This window comes from Devosia sp. J20-27 (genome assembly GCF_055808595.1).
The window spans coordinates 3934944-3956385 of record NZ_CM147875.1 but is presented as its reverse complement, the minus strand read 5'-3'; the positions used below and the strand labels follow the sequence as shown (position 1 = coordinate 3956385).

22 protein-coding genes are annotated in these 21442 nt (G+C 64.1%); 10 read left to right on the top strand and 12 right to left on the bottom strand.

Annotated elements, in window-relative coordinates; translation table 11 throughout:
* Positions 1-192 precede the first annotated feature (192 nt).
* The gene (locus AC0L4C_RS19655) at positions 193-1977 is read right to left on the bottom strand and encodes a response regulator (RefSeq protein WP_473401447.1); all 1785 of its coding nucleotides are present in this window, start codon (positions 1975-1977) and stop codon (positions 193-195) included.
* Positions 1978-1991: 14 nt separating this feature from the next.
* Between AC0L4C_RS19655 and AC0L4C_RS19650 the strand changes: the two genes are divergently transcribed.
* Positions 1992-3091, top strand: a protein-coding gene (locus AC0L4C_RS19650) for an IS3 family transposase (RefSeq protein WP_473401054.1) whose coding sequence is annotated in 2 segments (ribosomal slippage) — positions 1992-2244 and positions 2244-3091 — 1101 coding nt in all. Because the reading frame shifts where the segments join, the coding sequence is not laid out codon by codon here.
* A 10-nt stretch (positions 3092-3101) separates the two neighbouring features.
* Here AC0L4C_RS19650 and AC0L4C_RS19645 read toward each other — a convergent pair.
* The 5 genes from AC0L4C_RS19645 to AC0L4C_RS19625 form a co-directional block, all read right to left on the bottom strand.
* Positions 3102-3572 (bottom strand): hypothetical protein, encoded by a 471-nt coding sequence (locus AC0L4C_RS19645; RefSeq protein ID WP_473401446.1) that lies wholly within the window; start codon positions 3570-3572, stop codon positions 3102-3104.
* A gap of 6 nt (positions 3573-3578) precedes the next feature.
* Positions 3579-4082: a putative pterin-binding protein gene (locus AC0L4C_RS19640; protein ID WP_473401444.1), complete on the bottom strand. Its 504-nt coding sequence runs from the start codon at positions 4080-4082 to the stop codon at positions 3579-3581.
* Between the two features lie 9 nt (positions 4083-4091).
* On the bottom strand, positions 4092-5153 hold the full coding sequence (locus tag AC0L4C_RS19635; RefSeq protein WP_473401443.1) for an HD-GYP domain-containing protein: 1062 nt from the start codon (positions 5151-5153) through the stop codon (positions 4092-4094).
* A gap of 160 nt (positions 5154-5313) precedes the next feature.
* Positions 5314-5550, bottom strand: a complete 237-nt coding sequence (locus AC0L4C_RS19630; RefSeq protein ID WP_473401442.1) for a hypothetical protein — start codon at positions 5548-5550, stop codon at positions 5314-5316.
* Entirely contained in the window at positions 5547-5804 is a 258-nt protein-coding gene (locus tag AC0L4C_RS19625; protein WP_473401441.1) for a hypothetical protein, read from the bottom strand. Before AC0L4C_RS19625 ends, AC0L4C_RS19630 begins: the two co-directional genes overlap by 4 nt.
* Positions 5805-6206: 402 nt before the next feature.
* Here AC0L4C_RS19625 and hisS point away from each other — a divergent pair, with 402 nt between their 5' ends.
* The 4 genes from hisS to AC0L4C_RS19605 all read left to right on the top strand — a co-directional run bounded on the left by hisS (position 6207) and on the right by AC0L4C_RS19605 (position 10439).
* Positions 6207-7712 (top strand): histidine--tRNA ligase, encoded by a 1506-nt coding sequence (hisS, locus tag AC0L4C_RS19620; RefSeq protein WP_473401440.1) that lies wholly within the window; start codon positions 6207-6209, stop codon positions 7710-7712.
* A complete protein-coding gene (locus AC0L4C_RS19615; protein WP_473401439.1) occupies positions 7709-8794 on the top strand; it encodes an ATP phosphoribosyltransferase regulatory subunit in 1086 nt (361 codons plus the stop codon). The genes hisS and AC0L4C_RS19615 overlap by 4 nt, the downstream gene beginning before the upstream one ends.
* Positions 8791-9516, top strand: a complete 726-nt coding sequence (gene hisG, locus AC0L4C_RS19610) for an ATP phosphoribosyltransferase (RefSeq protein ID WP_473401438.1) — start codon at positions 8791-8793, stop codon at positions 9514-9516. Before AC0L4C_RS19615 ends, hisG begins: the two co-directional genes overlap by 4 nt.
* 170 nt (positions 9517-9686) lie before the next feature.
* Complete coding sequence (locus AC0L4C_RS19605) at positions 9687-10439, top strand: TSUP family transporter (protein WP_473401437.1); 753 nt, start codon at positions 9687-9689, stop codon at positions 10437-10439.
* 24 nt (positions 10440-10463) lie between these two features.
* On the opposite strand, the gene AC0L4C_RS19600 is transcribed toward AC0L4C_RS19605, so the two are convergent.
* From AC0L4C_RS19600 to AC0L4C_RS19590, 3 genes are all read right to left on the bottom strand, one after another.
* Positions 10464-12056, bottom strand: coding sequence for a peroxidase family protein (locus AC0L4C_RS19600; protein ID WP_473401436.1), 1593 nt, complete (start codon positions 12054-12056; stop codon positions 10464-10466).
* A 242-nt stretch (positions 12057-12298) separates the two neighbouring features.
* A complete protein-coding gene (groL, locus tag AC0L4C_RS19595) occupies positions 12299-13942 on the bottom strand; it encodes a chaperonin GroEL (protein WP_473401435.1) in 1644 nt (547 codons plus the stop codon).
* 50 nt (positions 13943-13992) lie between these two features.
* Entirely contained in the window at positions 13993-14283 is a 291-nt protein-coding gene (locus tag AC0L4C_RS19590) for a co-chaperone GroES (RefSeq protein WP_473401434.1), read from the bottom strand.
* 241 nt (positions 14284-14524) lie between these two features.
* On the opposite strand from AC0L4C_RS19590, the gene AC0L4C_RS19585 reads away from it, so the two are divergent.
* Entirely contained in the window at positions 14525-15640 is a 1116-nt protein-coding gene (locus AC0L4C_RS19585) for a glycosyltransferase (protein WP_473401433.1), read from the top strand.
* 10 nt (positions 15641-15650) lie between these two features.
* Positions 15651-15830 carry a hypothetical protein gene (locus AC0L4C_RS19580; RefSeq protein ID WP_473401432.1) on the top strand — a complete coding sequence of 60 codons (180 nt, stop codon included), beginning with the start codon at positions 15651-15653 and terminating at the stop codon, positions 15828-15830.
* Here the strand turns inward: AC0L4C_RS19580 and AC0L4C_RS19575 are convergent.
* The 3 genes from AC0L4C_RS19575 to AC0L4C_RS19565 are packed head-to-tail and all read right to left on the bottom strand — an operon-like array spanning position 15827 to position 17914.
* The gene (locus tag AC0L4C_RS19575; protein ID WP_473401431.1) at positions 15827-16117 is read right to left on the bottom strand and encodes a type II toxin-antitoxin system RelE/ParE family toxin; all 291 of its coding nucleotides are present in this window, start codon (positions 16115-16117) and stop codon (positions 15827-15829) included. The two genes, AC0L4C_RS19580 and AC0L4C_RS19575, sit on opposite strands and share 4 nt — an antisense overlap.
* On the bottom strand, positions 16114-16422 hold the full coding sequence (locus AC0L4C_RS19570; RefSeq protein ID WP_473401430.1) for an antitoxin PaaA2 family protein: 309 nt from the start codon (positions 16420-16422) through the stop codon (positions 16114-16116). Before AC0L4C_RS19570 ends, AC0L4C_RS19575 begins: the two co-directional genes overlap by 4 nt.
* 58 nt (positions 16423-16480) lie before the next feature.
* Positions 16481-17914: a sigma-54-dependent transcriptional regulator gene (locus AC0L4C_RS19565; protein ID WP_473401429.1), complete on the bottom strand. Its 1434-nt coding sequence runs from the start codon at positions 17912-17914 to the stop codon at positions 16481-16483.
* 188 nt (positions 17915-18102) lie between these two features.
* Between AC0L4C_RS19565 and AC0L4C_RS19560 the strand changes: the two genes are divergently transcribed.
* From AC0L4C_RS19560 to AC0L4C_RS19550, 3 genes are all read left to right on the top strand, one after another.
* Positions 18103-19347, top strand: a complete 1245-nt coding sequence (locus tag AC0L4C_RS19560; RefSeq protein ID WP_473401428.1) for an EAL domain-containing protein — start codon at positions 18103-18105, stop codon at positions 19345-19347.
* 14 nt (positions 19348-19361) lie between these two features.
* Entirely contained in the window at positions 19362-20228 is an 867-nt protein-coding gene (locus AC0L4C_RS19555; RefSeq protein ID WP_473401427.1) for a TIGR01459 family HAD-type hydrolase, read from the top strand.
* Positions 20229-20300: 72 nt separating this feature from the next.
* Positions 20301-21275: a bifunctional riboflavin kinase/FAD synthetase gene (locus AC0L4C_RS19550; protein WP_473401426.1), complete on the top strand. Its 975-nt coding sequence runs from the start codon at positions 20301-20303 to the stop codon at positions 21273-21275.
* The last annotated feature ends 167 nt before the right edge of the window (positions 21276-21442 follow it).

Below are 21442 nucleotides of genomic sequence, written 5' to 3'. Positions count from 1 at the left end.
AGACCTCATCCTGAGCTTGTCGAAGGACGAGGTCGGGCGCGGTAACGGGCCGGTGCAGCGCCTCGTGGTTCGACAGGCTCATCATGAGGCGAGAGGGGGCAGGGGTGGCTTCGTTACTGGGTGACCTACATCCCCGCGGGGTCCAGCGCCCTGGAAGGGTTTCCGAGTTGCTTGCGTGCCCCAATTTGCCGATCAGGCAGCGTGTTGTCCCACGGCCGATGGCACACTGAAACGCTCCAGGGCAGTCTTCAGGATGACCAGGTCGGGAGCGGCTTTGCTGCGGCAGCTCTGCTCGGCAGTGGCCGCCAGATCCCCGATTTCTAGCAAGCCAAGTGTGTAGGCCATTCCTTTGAGATTGTGCAGCGCGCGCACGGCGTCCGAGACGCTGGTGCTGTCCTCGGCATGCGCGACGAGGCCGTTTGCATCATCATAGAAACAGTTCAGGAGTTCGTCGAACTGCTCCTGACCGAGCTCGTCGATAAGCGATTGTTGTTGCTCGGTGTCAATTCGTGTTGCGACGAGTCGGCCATTCGGCGTTGCAGGGTTCTTCTCGGTCAAGCCCGCTGCGTCGATCACACTCTCGAGCTTGGCACGAGACACTGGTTTGGTGACAAAATCGTCCATGCCGGCGGCGATGCACTCAACCTTGTCGGACGCGAAGGCGTTCGCGGTCAGTCCTACAATCCTCGTGGTGCAGCCTTCGGCGCGAAGGGTGCGGGTGGCCGTCAGTCCGTCCATTACCGGCATCTGCATGTCCATCAGAACCAGGTCGAATTGTTGACGGTGCATGAGGTTGACGGCTTCGAGGCCATTCGCTGCGAGGCTCACCGTCATGCCGATCCGGGTCAGAAGTCCTTCAGCAACCTGGCGGTTGATCGGGTTATCTTCAACCAGAAGCACGTGACCGGCGAAGTGACGATTGGTGGGTGTTGCCGAGGGCTCCCCGCGCGCCGGTGCAACTTCGCAGGGAAACTGCAGGGAAAACGTACTGCCCACAGCTTCCTGGCTGACCACGGAAATGCTGCCGCCCATCGCCTCGACCAGCCGTTTGCAGATTGCCAGTCCGAGACCTGTGCCGCCGAAGCGTCGACTGATCGAGGGGTCGCCTTGTACGAATTCGTTGAACAACCCGGCCAAGGTCTTATCCGACATCCCTATGCCGGTGTCACTAACACTGACGTGCATTCGTTCTTTTCCCGTCCTGTCCGTGCCGATCCTGGCGATGATCTCAATCGTCCCCTCTTCGGTGAACTTGATGGCATTTCCGACGAGGTTGATTATCACCTGGCGGAATCTTGCGGCGTCGGCTGTCACGTTCAGATCGGGATATTCGACGCTCATCTGAAGGCCCTTGGCGGCAGCTCTCGGCAGCATCATTTTCTCAATGGCGTTCATGACCTCCGCCAGCGGGAAGCTTGCTACCGCCAGATCAATCACCCCCGACTCCAGTTTTGAGAAATCCAGAATATCGTTGATGACATCGAGCAGCACGTCGCCCGAATGCTGGATGATGCCCACCTTCGCACGCTGCTCCGAAGTCAGATTGGCGTCGTTGAGCAGGTCCGTCATGCCCAGAATGCCATTGAGCGGTGTTCGGATCTCATGGCTCATCGATGCCAAGAAGGTGGACTTTGCCCTACTGGCGCTCTCCGCCTCTCGTGCGGCAAGCTGGAATTTGTCGCTTAACCGACGAATGTGCCGGAGCTGAGACACCAGCAGTACAATGGACAGAGCGAAGGTGGCCGCCAGCCCACCTGCACTCCATGCGAGTTGGTTGTAGTAGCCGATGACTTCTGCGCGCTCGGCAACCTTGACCTGTCCATGAAGTGCATTGGTGGCGATGAGAAATTGGCCAGCATTGCGCTCTATCGACTCGACTTGTCTCGCCAGTTTGTCGGGAGCAATTGCGCCCAGTTCTCCGTTGGCAGTGACCTGAGCCCCTGGATCTCCTCCAGATTTTGGTAGAGTCCGCCGCATTAGGGGGCGGACGGATGAAGCGCAGCAGGTTCAACGAAGAGCAGATCATTGCGATCTTGAAGGAACAGGAGGCCGGGCTGGGGACGGCCGACCTGTGCCGCAAGCATGGGATCAGCAGTGCCACCTTCTACAAGTGGAAGGCCAAGTATGGTGGCCTGGAAGTGTCCGATGCCCGTCGGCTGAGGGCACTCGAGGACGAGAACACTCGGCTCAAGAAGCTTCTGGCCGAGGCAATGCTGGACAACGCCATCCTCAAGGATGTCGCTGCAAAAAAATGGTGACGCCCGACGCGAAGCGGGATGCGGTGGCCCATGCCTGCCTGGTGCATGGCGTGAGCCAGCGGCGGGCGTGTGAAGCTCTCGAAGTTGACCGATCGAGTGTCAGGTATCGCAGCCTGCGGCCGGACGATCGGGAACTGCGTGAGGCGATGAAGGCAGTCGCGTCACAACGCCGGCGGTTCGGCTACCGCCGCATCCACGTGATGCTGCAGCGGCAGGGCATCGACATGAACATCAAGAAGCTCAGGCGGCTCTATGGCGAGGAGAGACTGCAGGTGCGCAAGCGCGGCGGTCGCAAACGGGCCTTGGGCACGAGGCGCCCGATGATCGTGCCGGACCAGCCGAACCAGCGCTGGAGCCTCGACTTCGTCTCCGATGCCTTCACCGATGGTCGCCGCTTCCGGGTGCTGGCCGTCGTCGACGATCATACGCGCGAGTGCCTGGCTCTGGTCGCCGATACCGCGCTCTCGGGTAGGCGTGTGGTGCGCGAGCTCGATACCATCATTGCTCGCCGCGGTCGGCCCCTGACGGTGGTCAGCGACAACGGCACCGAGTTCACCAGCATGGCGATCCTGCGCTGGACCCAGGACCGCCAGATCGACTGGCACTACATCGCTCCCGGCAAGCCCATGCAGAACGGCCTCATCGAGAGCTTCAACGGCAGCTTCCGCGATGAATGTCTCAACGAGACGCTGTTCTCGTCACTGGCTGAGGCTCGGGACCGGATCAGCGCATGGAAGGAGGACTATAACACCCAGCGACCACACTCCTCGCTGGGCAATCTCACGCCCAACGAGTTCGCCACGCAACTGGCACTGGAAAAGCAGGCCGCATAGGGCCAAAACATCAACCAAGGACTCTCCTCAAAGCCGGAGGGAACTTGGGGCTCAGGTCAGCAGCCAGATTGTCAAAGACCGGTGCAAGATCGACAATCATGGCCCGCAACCTAGCAACCTGCTGCGACAGCGACGGCACTTCACCGAAGCGTGCGGCCATCTGACCTTCGGTCAGCAGGGCCGTTCTGCTGTAGAGAATGTCATAGCGCTCGATGGCATCGGCCACCCAGCTGTCCTTCTCCGCCGGCCCGGCGACCAGAACGTCATGAAGGCGGTTGGTTTCCCGCTCAAGTTGGTAGGCCGCCCAGACTGTATCTTCGCGCACGGCATCAATGCTGGCGCGTCCTCGCTCATTCAGCACGATGAAAAGGCCGACCAAATTGACCAGAAAAGCTAGCCCGGCAAATGTCAGGAGGGCGCCAGCGATTGCCCGAGGCTGCAGCAGCCGCCGCCAGAACGTTGCTGTCTTGCTGAAACGCATGAGCCGCTAAAATATCTCGATCGATTTGACCTGCCAGGCAGAGCGGCCGTAGTGGGTCTCATTGTTCAGCTTCGGGACTTCATCGAACGGGTAGATGACAAAGATCGGCCCCTTTTCGCGAACCGACATCGGTTTGCCTTCGAGCTTGATGGCCAGGATCACCGGATTTTCGAGGAAATCCGCGACAGGAATTTCTGTCACGTAGTCGTTGAGGGCGATAACCCTGAGCGTTGTGCCGCTGGCGCCGACTGCCTCGAGGAGTGCCATCCCAAGAGGTCCCTCAAAAGTCTTGGTGTCGTCGTACCATGGCGTCTTGGTGATGGTGCTTCGTCCAGGAAGGGCTTCCAACATCGCCATGTCGAAGGCAGCGGCATTGCCTTCATTTGTATTGCCGATCAGACCAGTAACATGGAGCACAACCTTGCCGGTCGGCTTTGCAAGTTCGGCGGCGAGGCCGGACGCCGTCGATAGCAGCACGGCCAGGGCGCCAGCGAGAAGAGAAACGCGCATGTGTTGATCCTATGCAGAAAGGGAGAGGGGATGGGTACGGGCGGCGTCGGTGCCTGAGTATAGTCTGGCGATATCCGGCCACCGATGCTCGAACGCGGCGACGCAGCCTGGGTCAAACTGGCTGCCGGCACCACGCTGGATTTCGCTGCGCGCCTCGGACAAAGTCCATGCCGCCTTGTAGGGACGAGCGCTGCAGAGAGCGTCGAACACATCCGCAATGGCGGCGATGCGGCCCTCAATCGGGATCGCCTCAGCGACAAGGCGATAGGGATACCCTGTGCCATCCCATCGCTCGTGATGCGAGGCAGCAATCCGCTCCGCCGTCCGCACCAGTTCGGTCATGCCCTTGGAAAGGATTGCTTCACCAATGGACACATGTGTGCGCATGACACGCATCTCGTCGGTCGTCAGCCGTCCAGGTTTGGAGAGGATGGCGTCGGGAATTGCGACCTTGCCTATGTCATGCAGAGGCGTCGCCAGATAAATGGTACGAACGGTATCCTTAGGCAGCCCAAGATCCTCGGCGATCAGCCGGGCGACGGAAGCCACGCGTGAGGTATGATCGCCGGTGTCGGTGTCCCGATATTCCAGTGCCCGCGACAGTCGCCAGATCATTTCCTCCTGGCTGTCGGCGAGCTCGCGAGTTGCACGGTCAACTTCGTCGGCCAGCAGCTCTGCCCGGCTTTCCAGCACTATCTGCTGCCGGCGCAGCAGCAGGAGATTGCCGATGCGGGCGCGCAGTTCGACAGGATCGACAGGCTTGTTGAGGAAATCGGTCGCACCGGCCGCGATGCTATCGATGCGCGTCTGACGGTTCCCGTCAGCGGTGATCATTACCATCGGAATGTGACGATATTCTTCCTGATCACGGAGCCGGGTAATGAATGCCCGCCCATCAAGATGCGGCATCATGTAATCCACGAGAATCAGATCGAACAACCGGACCTCGGCCCGGGCCAAGGCCTCAAGCGGATCGAGGAACGCCTCGACCGTGCAGCCCGGAAACTTTTCCAGGATACCCTTGAGCACCATTAGGTTCGTTCGATTGTCCTCAACGATCATTAGCCGCATGCGGAGCCTCCTTTCTCAAGAGACTAGCGCGCGGGTGCAAATGGCCGATTAACTTCATACGATGTATATAAGAGATGACGTAAACCGTTTGGCTACCCAAAAAGGTGAGTGAAGTGGCGATATGTGCAGGGGGGCAGCAGCGATGCCGCCCCCCCAAAATTCACCAGCGGTCCATGGCGCGCCACCATTGCTCTTCGCGGGCGGTGGGGAAGCCGATGTCGCGGCGGAGGTGTTCGGACCCCGGGGGTGAGCCGCGGGCGCTGGTGCCGGTGTGGCCGGTGGCCAGCGGGCGGCTCGACATCAGGCGGGCGACTGCCGCGACGACGGCCATGCGGAGACGCGGCCGCGGGGTTGCGCTGGCGGTGCGGAGGGAATGGTCAATGTTCAGTTCGGTCATTTGAGCCTCAGATAGGTCAGGATGGCGATGTGGATGCCGACGGCATCGAACCGGTTGTCGGCCTCGGGCAGGCCGAGGTCGCGCCGGAGATAGGGCGGGATGTCGCTGAGCCGGGTCCGTTTGGGCCGGGTGATCCGCCGCAGGGCGGATCTGGCCTGGAGGATGGCGAGCAGCATCTGGAGAGCACGTAGGGGCGGACTGCGCTTGCGGCGGTCGCGCTTCAAACGGCTCTCGTCTTCCGAGAGCAGAGTCATGGGATCATCCGGACGCGTTGCCGCGCCGGCTCCAGTAGTGTGAGAGTCGGGTGATGGGACCCCGGGACGCGCGACAGGTCGCGGGTCTTCGGAGTCGGTCTGGATCGGTAGTCTAGGGAGTGTGGCGGTCAGTCAGCGGCGGGGCCGCAGACAATCAGTGTCGCTGACCAGCGCTGCCGAGAGAGCCGCCACACATAAAGGTATCGAGACGATGGGTCATGCAATCCTCCTTGGGTTGGCGTTTCGGACGAGCGGCTTCTAGCCCGTTCGGGGGCCGCCGCCAAGCACAGATGCGACAGGCTGTCGCAGTGGCGTGATTTTGTTGCCGATCCGCAACATGGCCGTTCGCCTTGTCTCGATTGGGCCTTTCCGCTAACAAGCAGCGGAATCTGGACCCGGACAATGAACGAGAAGACCAAACGCATCGAACCGCGGCTCCCGCGGGGCTTTGAAGACCGTTTGCCTGCGGAAATCGCCGCGGTCGACCAGATGATCGCCAGGATCAAGGCGGTCTACGAGCGCTATGGATTCGATCCGGTGGAGACGCCGCTGTTCGAATATACCGATGCGCTGGGCAAGTTCCTGCCCGATACCGACCGGCCCAATGCCGGCGTGTTCAGCCTGCAGGACGATGACGAGCGCTGGATGAGCCTGCGCTACGACCTGACGGCGCCGCTGGCCCGTCACTTTGCCGAGCACTTCAACGACCTGCCCAAGCCCTACCGCTCGTACCGGGCGGGCTATGTGTTCCGCAACGAAAAGCCCGGCCCCGGCCGCTTCCGCCAGTTCATGCAATTCGATGCCGATACGGTCGGCGCCGCGGGTCCGGAAGCGGATGCCGAGATGTGCATGATGATGGCCGACACCATGGATGCTCTCGGCCTCGCCGGGAAGTATGTGGTCAAGGTCAATAACCGCAAGGTGCTGGATGGCGTGCTGCAGGCGGCCGGCGTTGCTGCCGACGATGCCGCACGGCGCCTGACGGTGCTGCGCGCCATCGACAAGCTCGACAAGTTCGGCCTGCCGGGCGTCGAACTGCTGCTCGGCAAGGGCCGCAAGGACGAGAGCGGCGACTTCACTGCCGGTGCCGAACTCGACCAGACCGGCATCCGCACCATTCTCGATTTCCTCGCCACCTCGGCCAAGCAGACGGTGGGCGACTACGACGCGACGCTGTTGAGCTGGGAGCCCTCGGCGGGGGCTACCGAGATCGGCGCCGAAGGCATTGCCGAACTGCGCGCCATGGCCGCGATGTTTGCGGCCTCGGGTTACGGCGAGCGCATCGACATCACCGCCTCGATCGTCCGTGGCCTCGAATATTACACCGGGCCGGTGTTCGAGATCGAACTGACCTTTGCGGTGCAGAACGAGAAGGGCCAGGACGTGGTCTTCGGTTCGGTTGGCGGCGGCGGGCGCTATGATGGGCTGGTGAGCCGATTCCGCTCCGAGCCGGTGCCGGCGACGGGCTTTTCCATCGGCGTGTCGCGGCTGGCCAATGCGCTCAAGATGACCGGCAACCTGGCGACCGAGGAGCCGATCGGCCCGGTGGTGGTGCTGGTGCTCGACAAGGAGCAGACGCCGCGCTACCAGGAAATCACCTCGCGGCTGCGCCAGGCCGGTATCCGCGCCGAAATGTTCATGGGCAACACCAAGAACTTCGGCAAGCAGGTGGCCTATGCCGACAAGCGCAATTCCCCTGCCGTGATCATCGAGGGCACGCAGGAGCGCGAGCAGGGCATCGTGCAGATCAAGGATCTGGTGGTCGGCAAGGAGAAGGCCAAGGCCATCACCGACAATGCCGAATGGAAGGCCGAGCGCCCCGGCCAGTTCGAATGCGCCGATGCCGATATCGTCGTGAAAATCTCGGAACTGCCGGCCGTCAAGGCCTGGCTGGAGCGCAGCAAGTGAAGTCTGCGTCCGAACGCTACGCCGCACTGGTCCGGCTGGTGGAATCGCGCACGGTGACGCGCGTGACCCCGCCGCTGCTGCTGCCGGCCGGCCCGTTCTTCGACCTTGCCGGCGAGGAATTCGGACGCAATCTGCTGCTGACCACCGCCAATAACGGCGTCGAATACTGCCTGCGGCCTGACTTCACCCTGCCCATCGCCCAGGGCTATCTCGACGAGGGCTCGCTCGGCATTCCCGCCGCCTATACTTACCTCGGCACGATTTTCCGCCAGCAGAACGGCTTTCCGGTCGAGCACGAGCAGGCCGGCCTCGAACTGCTCGGCCAGCCCGATGCCGGTGCGGCGCTCGACCAGGTGCTGACCTTTGCCCGCTGGGCGCTGGCCATCTACGACATCACCGCCCCCAATGTCCGCCTGGGCGGCGTCGGGCTGTTCGAAGCCTTCCTCGAGGCCGCCGAAGTGCCGCCCGCCTGGCGCTCGCGCATCCGCCACCGCTTCGGCCACCCCGAGGCGCTCGGGCGGCTGATGGAACGGCTCGGCGAACCGCGCGAGCCGACCGGTGGCCAGGCCCCGGACGGGCGCGAGACCATGATCGAGATCGTCACCGACGCCATGCTGTCGGGTGGCCTCAGCCTGATCGGCTCGCGCACCCCCGAGGAGATCGCCGACCGCTATCTGGAAAAGCAGGCGCTCGACGCCTCGCCGATCCCCGAGCGCACGGTGCAGCTGCTGCGCGACTATCTCGACGTCTGCGACAGCGCCCAGCGCGCGCTCGACACCATCGGCACGCTCTGCCGCGCCTATGGCTTCGATTTCGAGGAGCCGCTGTTCGAGGTCCGCAACCATGCCGCGGCGCTGGCGGCGTTGTCGCCCAAGGCCGACGTGATCTTTGACGCCAGCTTTTCGCCGCGGCTCGACTATTATACCGGCATCGTTTTCGAGATGACCGGCGCCGAGGGCGACGTGCTCGCCTCGGGCGGCGAATATGACCGGCTGCTCGACCGGCTCGGCGCCAGCGAGCCGGTGACGGCCTCGGGCTGTGCGCTGTGGACCGAACGGCTGGAAAAGGAGGCCAACCGATGAGCGGCGGACTGACGCTGGCCGTTCCCTCCAAGGGCCGGCTCGAGGAACTGACGCGCAAGGCATTCTCGTCCTCGCGCCTGACCATTGCCCGCCCCGGCGGCGCCCGCAGCTATGTCGGCTCGATCAAGAACCAGCCGCAGGTGACGGTGCGCTTCTATCCGGCTGCCGAGATTGCCCGCGAGCTGATCCTGGGCGGCATCGATATCGGCGTCACCGGCACCGACCTGATCCACGAGGCCTCCGAGAACGGCGAGGAGAACGTGCTGTTCGTCCGCGGTCTCGGCTTTGGCGAGGCCAATGTCGTGGTCGCGGTGCCCGATGCCTGGATCGATGTGCAGCAGATGGTCGACCTCGCCGACGTCGCCTCCGATTTCCGCGCCCGGCATGGCCGCTGGCTGCGGGTGGCCACCAAATATGTCAACCTGACGCGCCGTCACTTCGCCCAGTACGGCATTGCCGAATACCGCATCGTCGAGAGCGCCGGCGCCACCGAGGCCGCTCCCGCAGCGGGCTCTGCCGATCTGATTGTCGACATCACCTCGACCGGCTCGACCCTTGCCGCCAATTCGCTGCGCATCCTCGAGGACGGGCTGATCATGAAGTCCGAAGCCAACCTCATCGTCTCGCGCACCGCCGACTGGACGCCGCTGCGCAAGGCGCAACTGGAAGCCCTGCTGTCGATCATGGGCGGCGTCCCGCCCGGCATTTCGACGCTGTTGTAGGTGGGCCTCTGCCTATCTCGTTCGGTGGCCTCTCAGACCTCCCTCCCCCTTGAGGGGAGGGACCGAGGGAGGGGGTGGTGCGGTGGACACCCGATGGACCCCCACCCCAACCCCTCCCCTCAAGGGGGAGGGGCATCCCTGGCACCCACTGTGGTCGAGCAACGCCCCAATTGACCGTCGATCTTCTCACCCTTGTGGCGCTGGGCGCGGTCGGCATGCTGGCCGGCTTCGTTGACGCGATTGCCGGCGGCGGCGGGCTGATCGCGCTGCCGGCACTTCTGTCGGCCGGCGTGCCGCCGATTGCCGCCTTCGGCACCAACAAGGTGCAGTCGGTCATCGGCACGGCGATGGCGGCGCTGACCTACTGGCGGCGCGGCTACGTCTCGCTGCCCGACTTGCTGCCGGCGATCGTCGCGACCTTTGCCGGGTCCTTTCTCGGCGCCTTCACGGTCAAGTCCATCGACACCTCGCTGCTCACCTATGCCGTGCCGGTGGCGCTGATCTGCATCGCGCTCTACTTCACCTTTGCCCCCAGGCTGACCGACGCCGATCGCCAGGCGCGGTTGAAGTTTGCCATCTGGGTGCCGGTGATGGGCTTTACCGTCGGCTATTATGACGGCATTTTCGGGCCGGGGACCGGCAGCTTCCTGACTATGGGCTTCGTCACCCTGTTCGGGCTGGGGCTGACGCGGGCGGCCGGCAACACCAAGTTCCTCAATTTCACTTCCAACCTGGGGGCGCTGGCGCTCTTCATCCCCTCGGGCGACGTCATCTGGCCGATCGCCATTGCCATGGCGATCGGCCAGCTTGCCGGCGGCTATCTCGGGGCTGTCATCGGCATCCGCTTCGGCGCCCGGCTGATCCGCCCGATGGTGGTCATCATCTCGATCATCCTGGCGCTGCGGCTGCTGGTGTTCCGCTGACCCGCTGCCGGCAGGCAGGACGGTTCAGGGCTTGAGCTGGCTCAGGTCGACAGGTGGCAACGGGCCATTGGCGACAGCGGCCACCTGCGGGGCGCCGATCGGCATGTTGGCGATCGCCAGCAGGTCACGGATGTCCCAGGTGTCGAGCGCCGTCTTGTCGTCACCCGGCAGGGTGGGTCGGCGCGGGCCGAAGGCAAGCACCGGTTCTTCTGCCGGCGTCCATTCGGGGAACTGCTCGACATAGGAGAGCGGATCGCCCTTGAGCAGGCCCGCGAATACCGCCGCGACGATGCTGCCGCCCACTTGACCGAGCCGCAGGCCACCCTGCGTCCTTTCTGCTTCCTTGAGGATGTAGACCCAGAGCGAGTCCTCCATCGGATGATCGAGCGCGATGGGCGTAAAACCCATGGCCCGGGCGACCGCCGTGCCCGAGGGCAGGTCGAAGCGCCAGCCACGGCGGATGTTGAGCATGGCCAGCGGATTGGGGATGTCGACGTCGTCGCCCGGAATGTGGAACACCGAGCGCGCCAGTCGCGCATCCAGAGCATTGGCCATCTGCGGGAATGGCGGCGGCGCCCCCATGTCGAAGAACCAGTCCCACTGCAGGCTGTGTCCTTCGGGCAGCAGCCGGCCGCCATGCAGATCGTCCCCCTTGCCGCCCGTCGGATCGAAGATCGGGCGTTCAAAACTGCTGCCGACACCGCCCTGCAGGGGAAAGTTGAGCTGGTAGCCGGTGCGGATCAGCGAGTGGCCGAAGCGGTAGGCCGCCACCGAGAACTCGACAGGGATGTAGGGGTGCACCTTCCAGTTGTAGATGTCCTTGAGCCCCAGGCTCATGCCTGAACCGGTGCCGGACGGCTTGAGCGCCTCGCTCCACACGGTGTCGGGCACGATGCGACGGACGAAATCGTTCCAGACCAGGTACTGGTAGAACCAGCGCACGATGCGTTGCGCTTCATGGAACTGGATCATGGGGTCGATAGCCAGCTTGCGCCCCTCGCTCGCAGCGGCCTCGATCCGCTGGTCGTCGAGATGGCGGACCCGCCGCAGCACCTCGTTGTGCAGGCGGATGACGGCGAGCTGCAATTGCGAGACGATGATGTTCTCGTCATTGCGCGGATCGCCGATCAGCGCGGTGGCGTGCTCCTTGCCGTCGGCGCCCGGCGGTACGAGGCGGGCGAGGTCGGGCTCGGTCTTGTTGAAGCCGGTGCCGGTGATGAGAAAGCCGTTGCGCTCGTAGAGATAGGGCTGATCGTTCGGCCCCCGACCGTAGATGCTGTCGAGATCGAGGCGCGGCGACCGGAAATTGGTCAGCCCCTCGGGATCGTTCTGGCGCTGCAGGCTCGAGGTCGGGTCGAAGGTGATGTCGTGATCGATGAACTGGCCGAAATAGGTGTAGCCGGCAGTCAGATCGGGATGTTCCGCCGGCTGCTGACCCTCGGGCAGGAACATGTGCGTGGTGGCGAAGTCGCGGATTGCCTTCTCCCGCTCCGCATCACTGTCGCCGGGCGGGACCCACGGCGGCAACTTGCCGAAGATGCGGCCGAAGCGGCCATCATAGCTGGTTGAGCGCGGCACGAAGGCGGGAAGGACGGAATGGACGCGAGCGTGTTCCATGGCATTGAGTCTCCAGTTGAAAATCCACCCAGAACAAATACCTGGGGAGGATGATTGTCAGACCGGAGTGCAATACTCGTGAGATCGCCGTCACAACATCGATGACGTAGGTATTTATAGTTACAGGAGTTGGAGAAACAGTAAAGCAGATGTCGCCACGCAACGAAAACGGCGCGCCGGTTGCCCGACGCGCCGTCTTCAAAGTCCGTGACTGGGAAGTCTGGACCGAGCTTTTTGGCTTCTTAGAAGTCCATACCGCCCATGCCGCCCATGCCGCCGCCGCCCGGCATTGCCGGTGCAGCGAAGTCCTTGGGCATCTCGGCGATCATCGCTTCGGTGGTGATCAGCAGCGAGGCAACCGAAGCCGCGTCCTGCAGGGCGGTGCGAACCACCTTCACCGGGTCGATGATGCCCATGGCGATCATGTCGCCATAGGTCGAGGTCTGGGCGTCGTAGCCGTAGGTCAGCGAGGTGTTCTCGAGGATCTTGCCGATCACCACGGAACCTTCGTCGCCGGCGTTGTTGGCGATCTGGCGCAGCGGCTCCTGCAGAGCGCGGCGGACCAGGTTGATGCCGGCCTGCTGGTCGGGGTTCGCACCCTTGACCGTCAGCGCGCTGGAGGCGCGGAGCAGGGCGACGCCGCCGCCCGGGACGATGCCTTCTTCAACGGCAGCGCGGGTGGCGTTCAGGGCGTCGTCGACGCGATCCTTGCGCTCCTTGACTTCGACTTCCGTCGAGCCGCCGACCTTGATCACGGCAACACCGCCGGCGAGCTTGGCCAGACGTTCCTGCAGCTTTTCCTTGTCGTAGTCCGACGAGGTCTCTTCGATCTGCGCCTTGATCTGCGCAACGCGACCCGTGATGTCGTCCTTGGAACCGGCACCATCGACGATGGTCGTGTTTTCCTTGGAGATTTCAACGCGCTTGGCAGTGCCGAGCATGTCGAGGGTCACGTTCTCGAGCTTGATGCCGAGATCTTCCGAGATCACCGAACCACCGGTCAGGATGGCGATGTCCTCGAGCATGGCCTTGCGGCGATCGCCGAAGCCCGGAGCCTTGACGGCAGCAACCTTGAGGCCGCCGCGGAGACGGTTGACGACAAGGGTCGCCAGCGCTTCGCCTTCGATGTCTTCGGCAATGATGAGCAGCGGACGCTGGCTCTGCACGACGGCTTCGAGGATCGGCAGCATGGCCTGCAGGTTCGAGAGCTTCTTCTCGTGCAGCAGGATCACCGGGTCCTCGAGGACGGCGGTCATCTTTTCTGCATTGGTCACGAAGTAGGGGCTGAGGTAGCCACGGTCGAACTGCATGCCTTCGACGACTTCGAGCTCGGTCTCGGCGGTCTTGGCTTCCTCGACGGTGATCACACCCTCGTTGCCGACCTTCTGCATGGCATTGGCGATCATCTCGCCGATGGCAGCTTCGCCATTTGCCGAGATGGTGCCGACCTGTGCGACTTCGCCGTTCGACGAAATGGTCTTCTTGGCCTTGGCGAGGTTCTCGACGACTTCAGTCACGGCCAGATCGATGCCGCGCTTGAGATCCATCGGGTTCATGCCGGCGGCGACGAGCTTGATGCCCTCGTTGACGATGGCCTGGCCCAGGACGGTCGCGGTGGTGGTGCCGTCGCCGGCAACGTCATTGGTCTTGGAAGCGACCGAGCGCAGCATCTGCGCGCCCATGTTCTCGAACTTGTCTTCGAGTTCGATTTCCTTGGCGACGGTGACGCCGTCCTTGGTGATGCGCGGGGCGCCGAACGACTTGTCGATGACGACATTACGGCCCTTCGGACCGAGCGTCACCTTCACCGCATTGGCGAGGATGTTGACGCCACGGACCATCTTGTCGCGGGCATCGGTGGAAAACTTTACGTCTTTAGCAGCCATGAGAGGCGCTCCTTACGGTTGAATGGGAGAAAACGCTGCGAGCCGGAGGCTTACTGCGTGATCACGCCCATGATGTCGCTTTCCTTCATGATCAGCAGGTCCTGACCATTCAGCTTGACTTCGGTGCCGCTCCACTTGCCAAAGAGCACACGATCGCCCTCCTTGACGTCGAGGGCGACAACCTTGCCGCTTTCATCGCGGGCACCAGGGCCGACCGAGACGATCACGCCCTCGGAGGGCTTTTCCTTGGCAGTGTCGGGGATGATGATGCCGCCGGAAGATTTCTCTTCGCTGTCGACACGCCGAACGACAACGCGGTCGTGCAGGGGACGGAAAGCCATGATAGCTCCATATTCTTTGTTGAAATCCGGTGCCTGTTAGCACTCGTCGTTTGTGAGTGCTAACAAGCTGCTCGGGGATATATGGCTGGCACCGGGCAGAGTCAATATTTTGCCGCAGCGAAATCGTCTCGCGGCGCAAAGCCGGGGCGCGGCGTTGCATTAGCCCGTGCGAGCGGCTAACCAAGCGCGACTTCGCACCCGGACTTCTGCCTTGAACGACCGATCCGACATACAGCCCGCGATGGCAGCTGCGTGGATTGCCCCGCAACTGGCTGTCATCGTGCCCAGCTACAACGAGCGCGACAATATCGTGCCGCTCTATGACAAGGTGGCGACAGCCCTCAAGGGCATCGCCTTCGAGTTCATCGTGGTCGACGACAATTCGCCCGATGGCACCGCCGCCGTGGTCAAGGATCTGGCGCGCGAGCGGCACAATGTCCGGTGCATCCACCGCATCGGCCGGCGGGGCCTGAGCTCGGCCGTCGTCGAGGGCATCTCCGCCAGCGCTGCGCCGTTTTTCGCGGTGATCGACGCCGATCACCAGCACGATAAGTCGATCCTGCCGCAGATGTATGCCCGGGCCCAGGCCGGCGACGATATCGTCGTGGGCACCCGCTACGCCGGCGACGGCAGCGCCGGCGACGGCCTGTCCTCGACGCGCGAGGCCGGCAGCCGGCTTGCCACGCGGCTCTCCAGCATACTCACCGGCACCCGGCTCTCCGATCCGATGAGCGGCTTTTTCCTGATGAAGCGCGAGGTGTTCGACGAGATCGCTCCGACGCTGAGCAAGGACGGCTTCAAGATCCTGCTCGACATCATCGTCTCGGCCACCCGCTTCCGCAGCCGCGCCGACCGGGAGCTGAGGATCGGCGAGGTGCCCTATACCTTCCGGCCGCGCTTTGCCGGCGAGAGCAAGATGAGCCCGCTCATCGTCATCCAGTTCCTCGGCCTGCTGATCTCCAAGCTGACCGGCGGCCTGCTGCCCACCAGTTTCCTGCTGTTCGGCATGGTCGGTGGCAGCGGCGTCGTCGTGCATCTGGTGACGCTCTGGGTCACGCATCAGTATCTGGGGTTCAATTTCACCAATGCCCAGCTGGCCGCCACCGTCGTCGCAATGACGACAAACTATGTGCTCAATAACGAACTGACCTATTCCGACAAGAAGCTGCGCGGCCGTCGCTACTGGACCGGGCTGCTGAGCTTTTATGCCGTCTGCTCGATCGGCGCCCTGGCCAATGTCTCGGTCGCCACCTGGATCTATCAGGCCAGCCCCGACCTCCTGCTCGCCGGCATACTCGGCGCACTCATGAGCGTCGTTTTCAATTACTCCGTGACGCGCGTCTTTACCTGGCGCTGAGGACCTCAACATGACCGATACCAAGCACGACATCCGACTGAAGCGCACCGGCGGGGCCGGCCCCAACACCCAGTGGACGTGGGAAATTCACGTCGATGGCAAGCTGGTCAAGAAGGGCAGCGCCCTGGGCGAGGAAGCCAAGGCCTTCGCGACCGCCCGCAAGGTCGCCGACAAGCTCGCCAAGGGCTAGAGCCGGCGCGGCCAGCGCTGCGCCTGGTGGATCACTCTGAGAATCCACACGCCGGATGCTGTCACTCGATAGACCAGCAGGTAGGGGGTGCCGGTCACAAGCAACTCCCGCGTCGCGACCACGCGTCCCGTGCGACCTGCCAGCGGGAAGTCGCTCAAGAGGTCCTTGCTGCCTTCGATGGCGGTGTCGATCCGGTCCGGGACGGCAAGACCGCCGGTCTCGGCAGCCAGATAGCGATAGATTTTCTCGCGGTCGGCGAGTGAGCGGCTGGTCCACTCGACCCTCACTGCTCGCTCAGGCCCATCTTTTGCGCCAACTCGCGCCTGACCTTCGCCATATGTTCGCGGACTTCCTCATCGCTGAGCGGCGGCCGTGGATCGTCCAGCGCTTCCTGGACCTGTTCGCGGAACCAGGCGTCGTAGCCGGGGTCCTCGCCCTGCAGGCCGAAGGGCACGGCGCCGTCCTCGGCGGTGCGCGTCAGCGCCAGTCGCAGCAGCTCCGGAATGGTCATGCCGGCGTCGCGCAGCACCTTTTCGGCGCGATCGCGGATCTCGGCGTCGATATGCGTTTCTACGATGGCGTCTTCGGACATATCTGTCTCCCGCTCGGCACGCCCAAAGATAGGCCACCGGCAGGGAGAAATGAAGGCATCAGGCGGCGCCGCGCTTGCCGGCCATTTCGGCCCAGGCCTGGCGCTTGCGATAGATCGTCGACGGGCTGAGCTCGAGCGCCGCGGCGGCGAGCGCGATATTGCCGTCGAAACTGTCGATGGCGTCTTCGATGATCCGCTGCTCCTGCTGCCAGAGCGGCAGCACCGACTGGCGCCGTGGCACCGCCTTGGGCGCGTCACGCTCGAAGACGATGCCCTCGATATCGGCGGCCGCCACCATCTGGGCGGTGATCTCGCCACCGTCGAACATCACCACCAGCCGGCGGATGATGTTCTGCAACTGGCGGACATTGCCTGGCCATTCGCGGGAAATCAGCTGGTTGGCCGTCTCGTTGGCAAAGCCGGAGAACTGCTTGCGCTCCTCGCGGGCGTAGCGTTCGAGAAAATGCCGCGCCAGCACCAGGATGTCGGCCGGCCGCTGCCGCAGCGGCGGAATGTGGATGGGCAGCACGTGCAGCCGGTAGAACAGGTCCTCGCGGAACTTCTTTTCGGCGATCAGCTGCATCGGGTTGCGATTGGTGGCGCAGATGACGCGCACATCGATCTGCCGCGTCGAGGCCTCGCCCACCCGGCTGATGCTGCCGGTCTGCAGGAAGCGCAGCAGCTTGGACTGCAGCGACAGGTCCATTTCGCCGATCTCGTCGAGAAACAGCGTGCCGCCGTCGGCCAGCTCGGCGGCGCCCTTGCGGTCCTCATGCGCGCCGGTATAGGCGCCGCGGGCGACGCCGAACAGTTCGCTTTCCATCAGGTCGCGCGGGATGGCGGCGCAATTGATGGCCACGAAGCGCTTGCCGGCGCGCGGCCCGCGCTCGTGCAGGGCCTCGGCGCACACATCCTTGCCGGCGCCGCTCTCGCCGGTGATGAACACCGGTGCCGCCGAAGGCGCGATGCGGTCGATCTGCTCGTAGACGAACTGCATCTGGGTGGAGACGCCGACAAAGCCGGAGAAACCGCCGGCCAACTCAGCCGATCCGGTCTCAATGGTCAGCGCCCGGGCCTTGCCGTGACGCTGTGCCAGCTCTCCAATTCGGGTGGCAAAGGCCGGTCCGCTGACCGGCTTTGCGACATAGTCATGGGCGCCCGCCCGCATGGCGGCGACCGCCGAGGAGACCGAGGCGCCATCCGCCAGCGCCACGACAAGGGCGCCTGAGGCCAGCTTGACCAGCCGCATGACGGCGTCTTCGGTCTGGCTCGAGAGATCATCGAGGCTGGCGAGATCCATCAGCACGATGTCAAAGCCAGTGCCCTTGAGCAGCTCGGCTGCCTGGCGTCCACCCCGCGCCTCGACCACTTCGGGCGCGATGAGGAAGCAGCCCGACAGATTGGCAGCCATCAACCGGCCGCCGGCCGGATCGCGATCGATCAGGAGGAGGCGGGCGGGTGCGTCCGAAGCTCGGCCGGTCGTCGGAGGCATGCATGGTCCTTCACAGATGGGCTCAATTGAGATGAGCTCCTGGCAACGTGTTCACCGGAGTGTTGACGAACAGGGTAAATAATCCGTTTTGAACAGACCTCTTTGGCGCAATGCTTTCGGCTGCCGGTGCGCAATGCTATGACCACAGGGCGTCGAATCCACGTGAGTACGGAGGCGCGAAGCGGCACGTGCAGGGTCTGGTCTACATATTTATCGCACTTGCGGCTGTGGGGGTCGGAGGAGCAGCCTATTTCGGACTGACGTTCTCGCCCATTGAGGCGGTGGTGACGGCAGTGGCGTTCGGCTGCGTCGCGGTTCTCCTGCAGGAGCGGGCGCTACGCATGCGCGCCGAGGCGCGGTTCGAACGCGCCATCGAGGATCTGGCGCGGCTGCTGTCGACCGATGCGCAGGCCGGCGCCGTGCTCAGCCAGCGCATCAACGCCCTGACCGACGCCAATGCCGGGAGCCGTCTCGAAAGCATCGAGGCCGATATTTCCGTGCTCGGCACGGTGGTCCGGCAGGTTGCCGAAACCGTCAACGAACTCGAGGAAGCCCGTCGGCGCGAAGAAGACGCCGCGCTCGGCGTCTCGACGCCGGCAGTCGCCGACGAGGAGGACGAGGACGACGAGGACGCTTTCCCCGAACCGGTGATTCCGCCCGAACTGCTCAAGCAGGCGCTGGACGAGAACCGCCTGGTCTTCCACATCGAGCCCGTCGTGGCTCTGCCGCAGCGCCGCCCCTACGCCTATGATCTGGTGCCGCGCCTGATGCTGGAAGACGGCGAACTGGCCGATGCGCCGGATTTCATGCCGCGTGCCGGCGGCGAGAAGGTGACGCGGCTGGTCGAGGAAATGGCGCTCGACGAGGCCGTTGTCATTGCCCGCCGGGCCAAGACCTCGGGCCAGCCGGTGCGGCTGTTCGTGCCGCTGACCCACGCCACGCTGCAGGACAAGCGGCTGGTCGAGCAATTCGCCGCGCTGCTCGACGCCAACCGGGCGATCAACGACGCGCTGCTCTTTTCCATCCCGCAGTCGAGCTTCAAGCTGCTCGGCACGCCCGAAAAGGCGGTGCTGCAGCAACTGGGCCGCATCGGCATCGGCTTTTCGCTCACTCATGTCGGGTCGCTGCGCTTCGACTTTGCCGAGATCGAGGGGCTGGGCTTCAAGTCGGTGCGCTTTGACGCCAGCAAGTTTCTGCGTCAGCCCTCGGCCTTCACCGATTTCCACACCGCCGACATCGCTCCCTATGCGCGGCGCTTCCACATTGAGCTCTGCGCTACCGGGGTGGCCAGCGAACAGCAGTTGCTTGCCCTGTTCGAGGATGGCATCACATTGGCGCAGGGGCCGCATATTGCCGCCCCCGGTCCGGTCCGTCCGGACCTGCGCGTCGACCGGCCCGTCCTCCCCGCCGAGCCGCGCCGCGCCGAAGTCTGAAAGGGAATGCCCCGATGTCCGACCCCGCCCGAGCCCTGTCCGGGCTGTCCGAGATTGCCCAGAACTATGATGCGGCGCTCTGCGACGTCTGGGGTGTCGTGCATAACGGCGTCGCCGCCTTCCCGAGCGCCGTCAAGGCACTGGTCGAATACCGCCGGCAGGGCGGCGTGCTGGTCTTCATCACCAATGCACCGCGCCCCTCCGGGCCGATCGTGGAACTGCTCGATCGCATGATGGTGCCGCGCGATGCCTATGACGGCATCGTCTCGTCGGGCGACGCCACCCGCGCCATGATCGCTCCCTACAAGGGCAAGGTCGTCCATCATGTCGGCCCGGCCACCGAGGACGACTCGCTCTACGAAGGGCTGGGGGTCATTCGCGGCCCGGCCGAGGAGGCCGAGGTGGTCATTGTCACCGACCTCGACAGCGACGACGATACGCCCGACATGTACAATGAGCGCGCCACGCTCTGGCTGAAGCGCGGCCTGCCCATGATCTGCGCCAATCCCGACCGCGTGGTCGAGCATGGCGACCAACTGATCTATTGCGGCGGTGCTCTCGGCGATCTCTACGAAGCGCGCGGCGGCAAGGTACGCATGGCCGGCAAGCCCTACCGCCCGATCTATACCGAGGCGCTGCGGCTGGCCGAACTGGCCGCCGGGCGGACGCTCGACCGCAAGCGCATCGTGGCCATCGGCGACAGCGTGCGCACCGACGCCATGGGCGCCGGCCAGTTCGATATCGACCTGCTGTTCATCACCGGCTCGATCCATGCCGGCGAACTCGACGCCTTCGGCAATGTCGACCCGCAGGCGGTTGCCGACCTCGTGGCGCCCAGCGGCGCCAATCTTGCCGGTTTCCTGCCGCGTCTCGCCTGGTAGCCGTTCGGGGAGCTTGCACCTCGCCCGGTTTCTTGCGATGGAACCCCACCTTTACACTGGGCGAGTAGCGATTTGTCCGGCTTTATCAGGCTCTCCGGCCTCGACCATGTGCCTGCCTCGCTCAAGGGCGCCATGGTCGCCATTGGCAATTTCGACGGCTGCCACCGCGGCCATCAGCGGGTGTTTTCGGCGCTGAAGGCGAAGGCCCGCGCGGCCGGCGTGCCGGCCATCGTGCTGACCTTCGAGCCGCATCCGCGCGACGTGTTTGCGCCGGCGCCGTTCATGTTCCGCCTCACCCATGCCGACGCCAAGGCCCGTATCGTCGAGGCGCTCGGGCTCGACGGCATTGTCGTCATGCCGTTCTCGATGGAGTTTTCGAGGATCGAGGCCGAGGACTTCGTCAGCCGCTTCCTGGTCGAGGCGCTGGCGGTCCGCGGTGTCTCCGTCGGGGCTGATTTCCATTTCGGCTACAAGCGCCGCGGCACCCCCGAGTTCCTGCAGGCCGCCGGTGTTGCGCAGGGTTTTGACGTCGACATTCTCGACATGCTGGACGAGGGCGACGACCATATCTCGTCGTCGCGCATCCGCACCGCCCTCGGGGGCGGGGACGTCCCCGCCGCCAACGCGCTGCTCGGCTACCACTGGTTCCTCAGCGGCACGGTGATCAAGGGCGACCAGCGCGGCCGCGAACTCGGCTTTCCGACGGCCAATGTCGCCAGCCCCACCGGTTTCGGCCTCGCCCAGGGCATCTATGCCGTCCGCGTCAGGCTGGGCGATCGCCTGCTCGACGGCGCCGCCGCCTATGGCAAGCCGATGTTCAACAACGAGCGCCCGCCCTTCGAGACCTGGATCTTTGACTTCGACGAGAACATTTACGGCGCGGAGCTGTCGGTGTCGCTGGTCGCCCATGTTCGCGGCCAGAAGGTATTTTCCGGCCTCGACGAGCTGATCGAGGCCATGACCGCCGACGGGCGCATCGCCCGCGACCTGCTGAGCCGCTGCGGCCCGCTGGGCGAACTGGACAGAAAGCTCGGGTTTTTCGGCTAGGGAGGTCCCCCTCTCTGCTGCGACGAGTTCACTGCGTTCGCAAGTCTCGCGTCTCCCCCTCACCGGGGGAGAGGTTCAGGACCCGGTCAGCGCCCTGGTCGCAGCCAGAGAGGGGTGGCGTGATCTCCAGCGCGCCGCTTTGCAAAGAAGAAACTAGCCCCGACCGC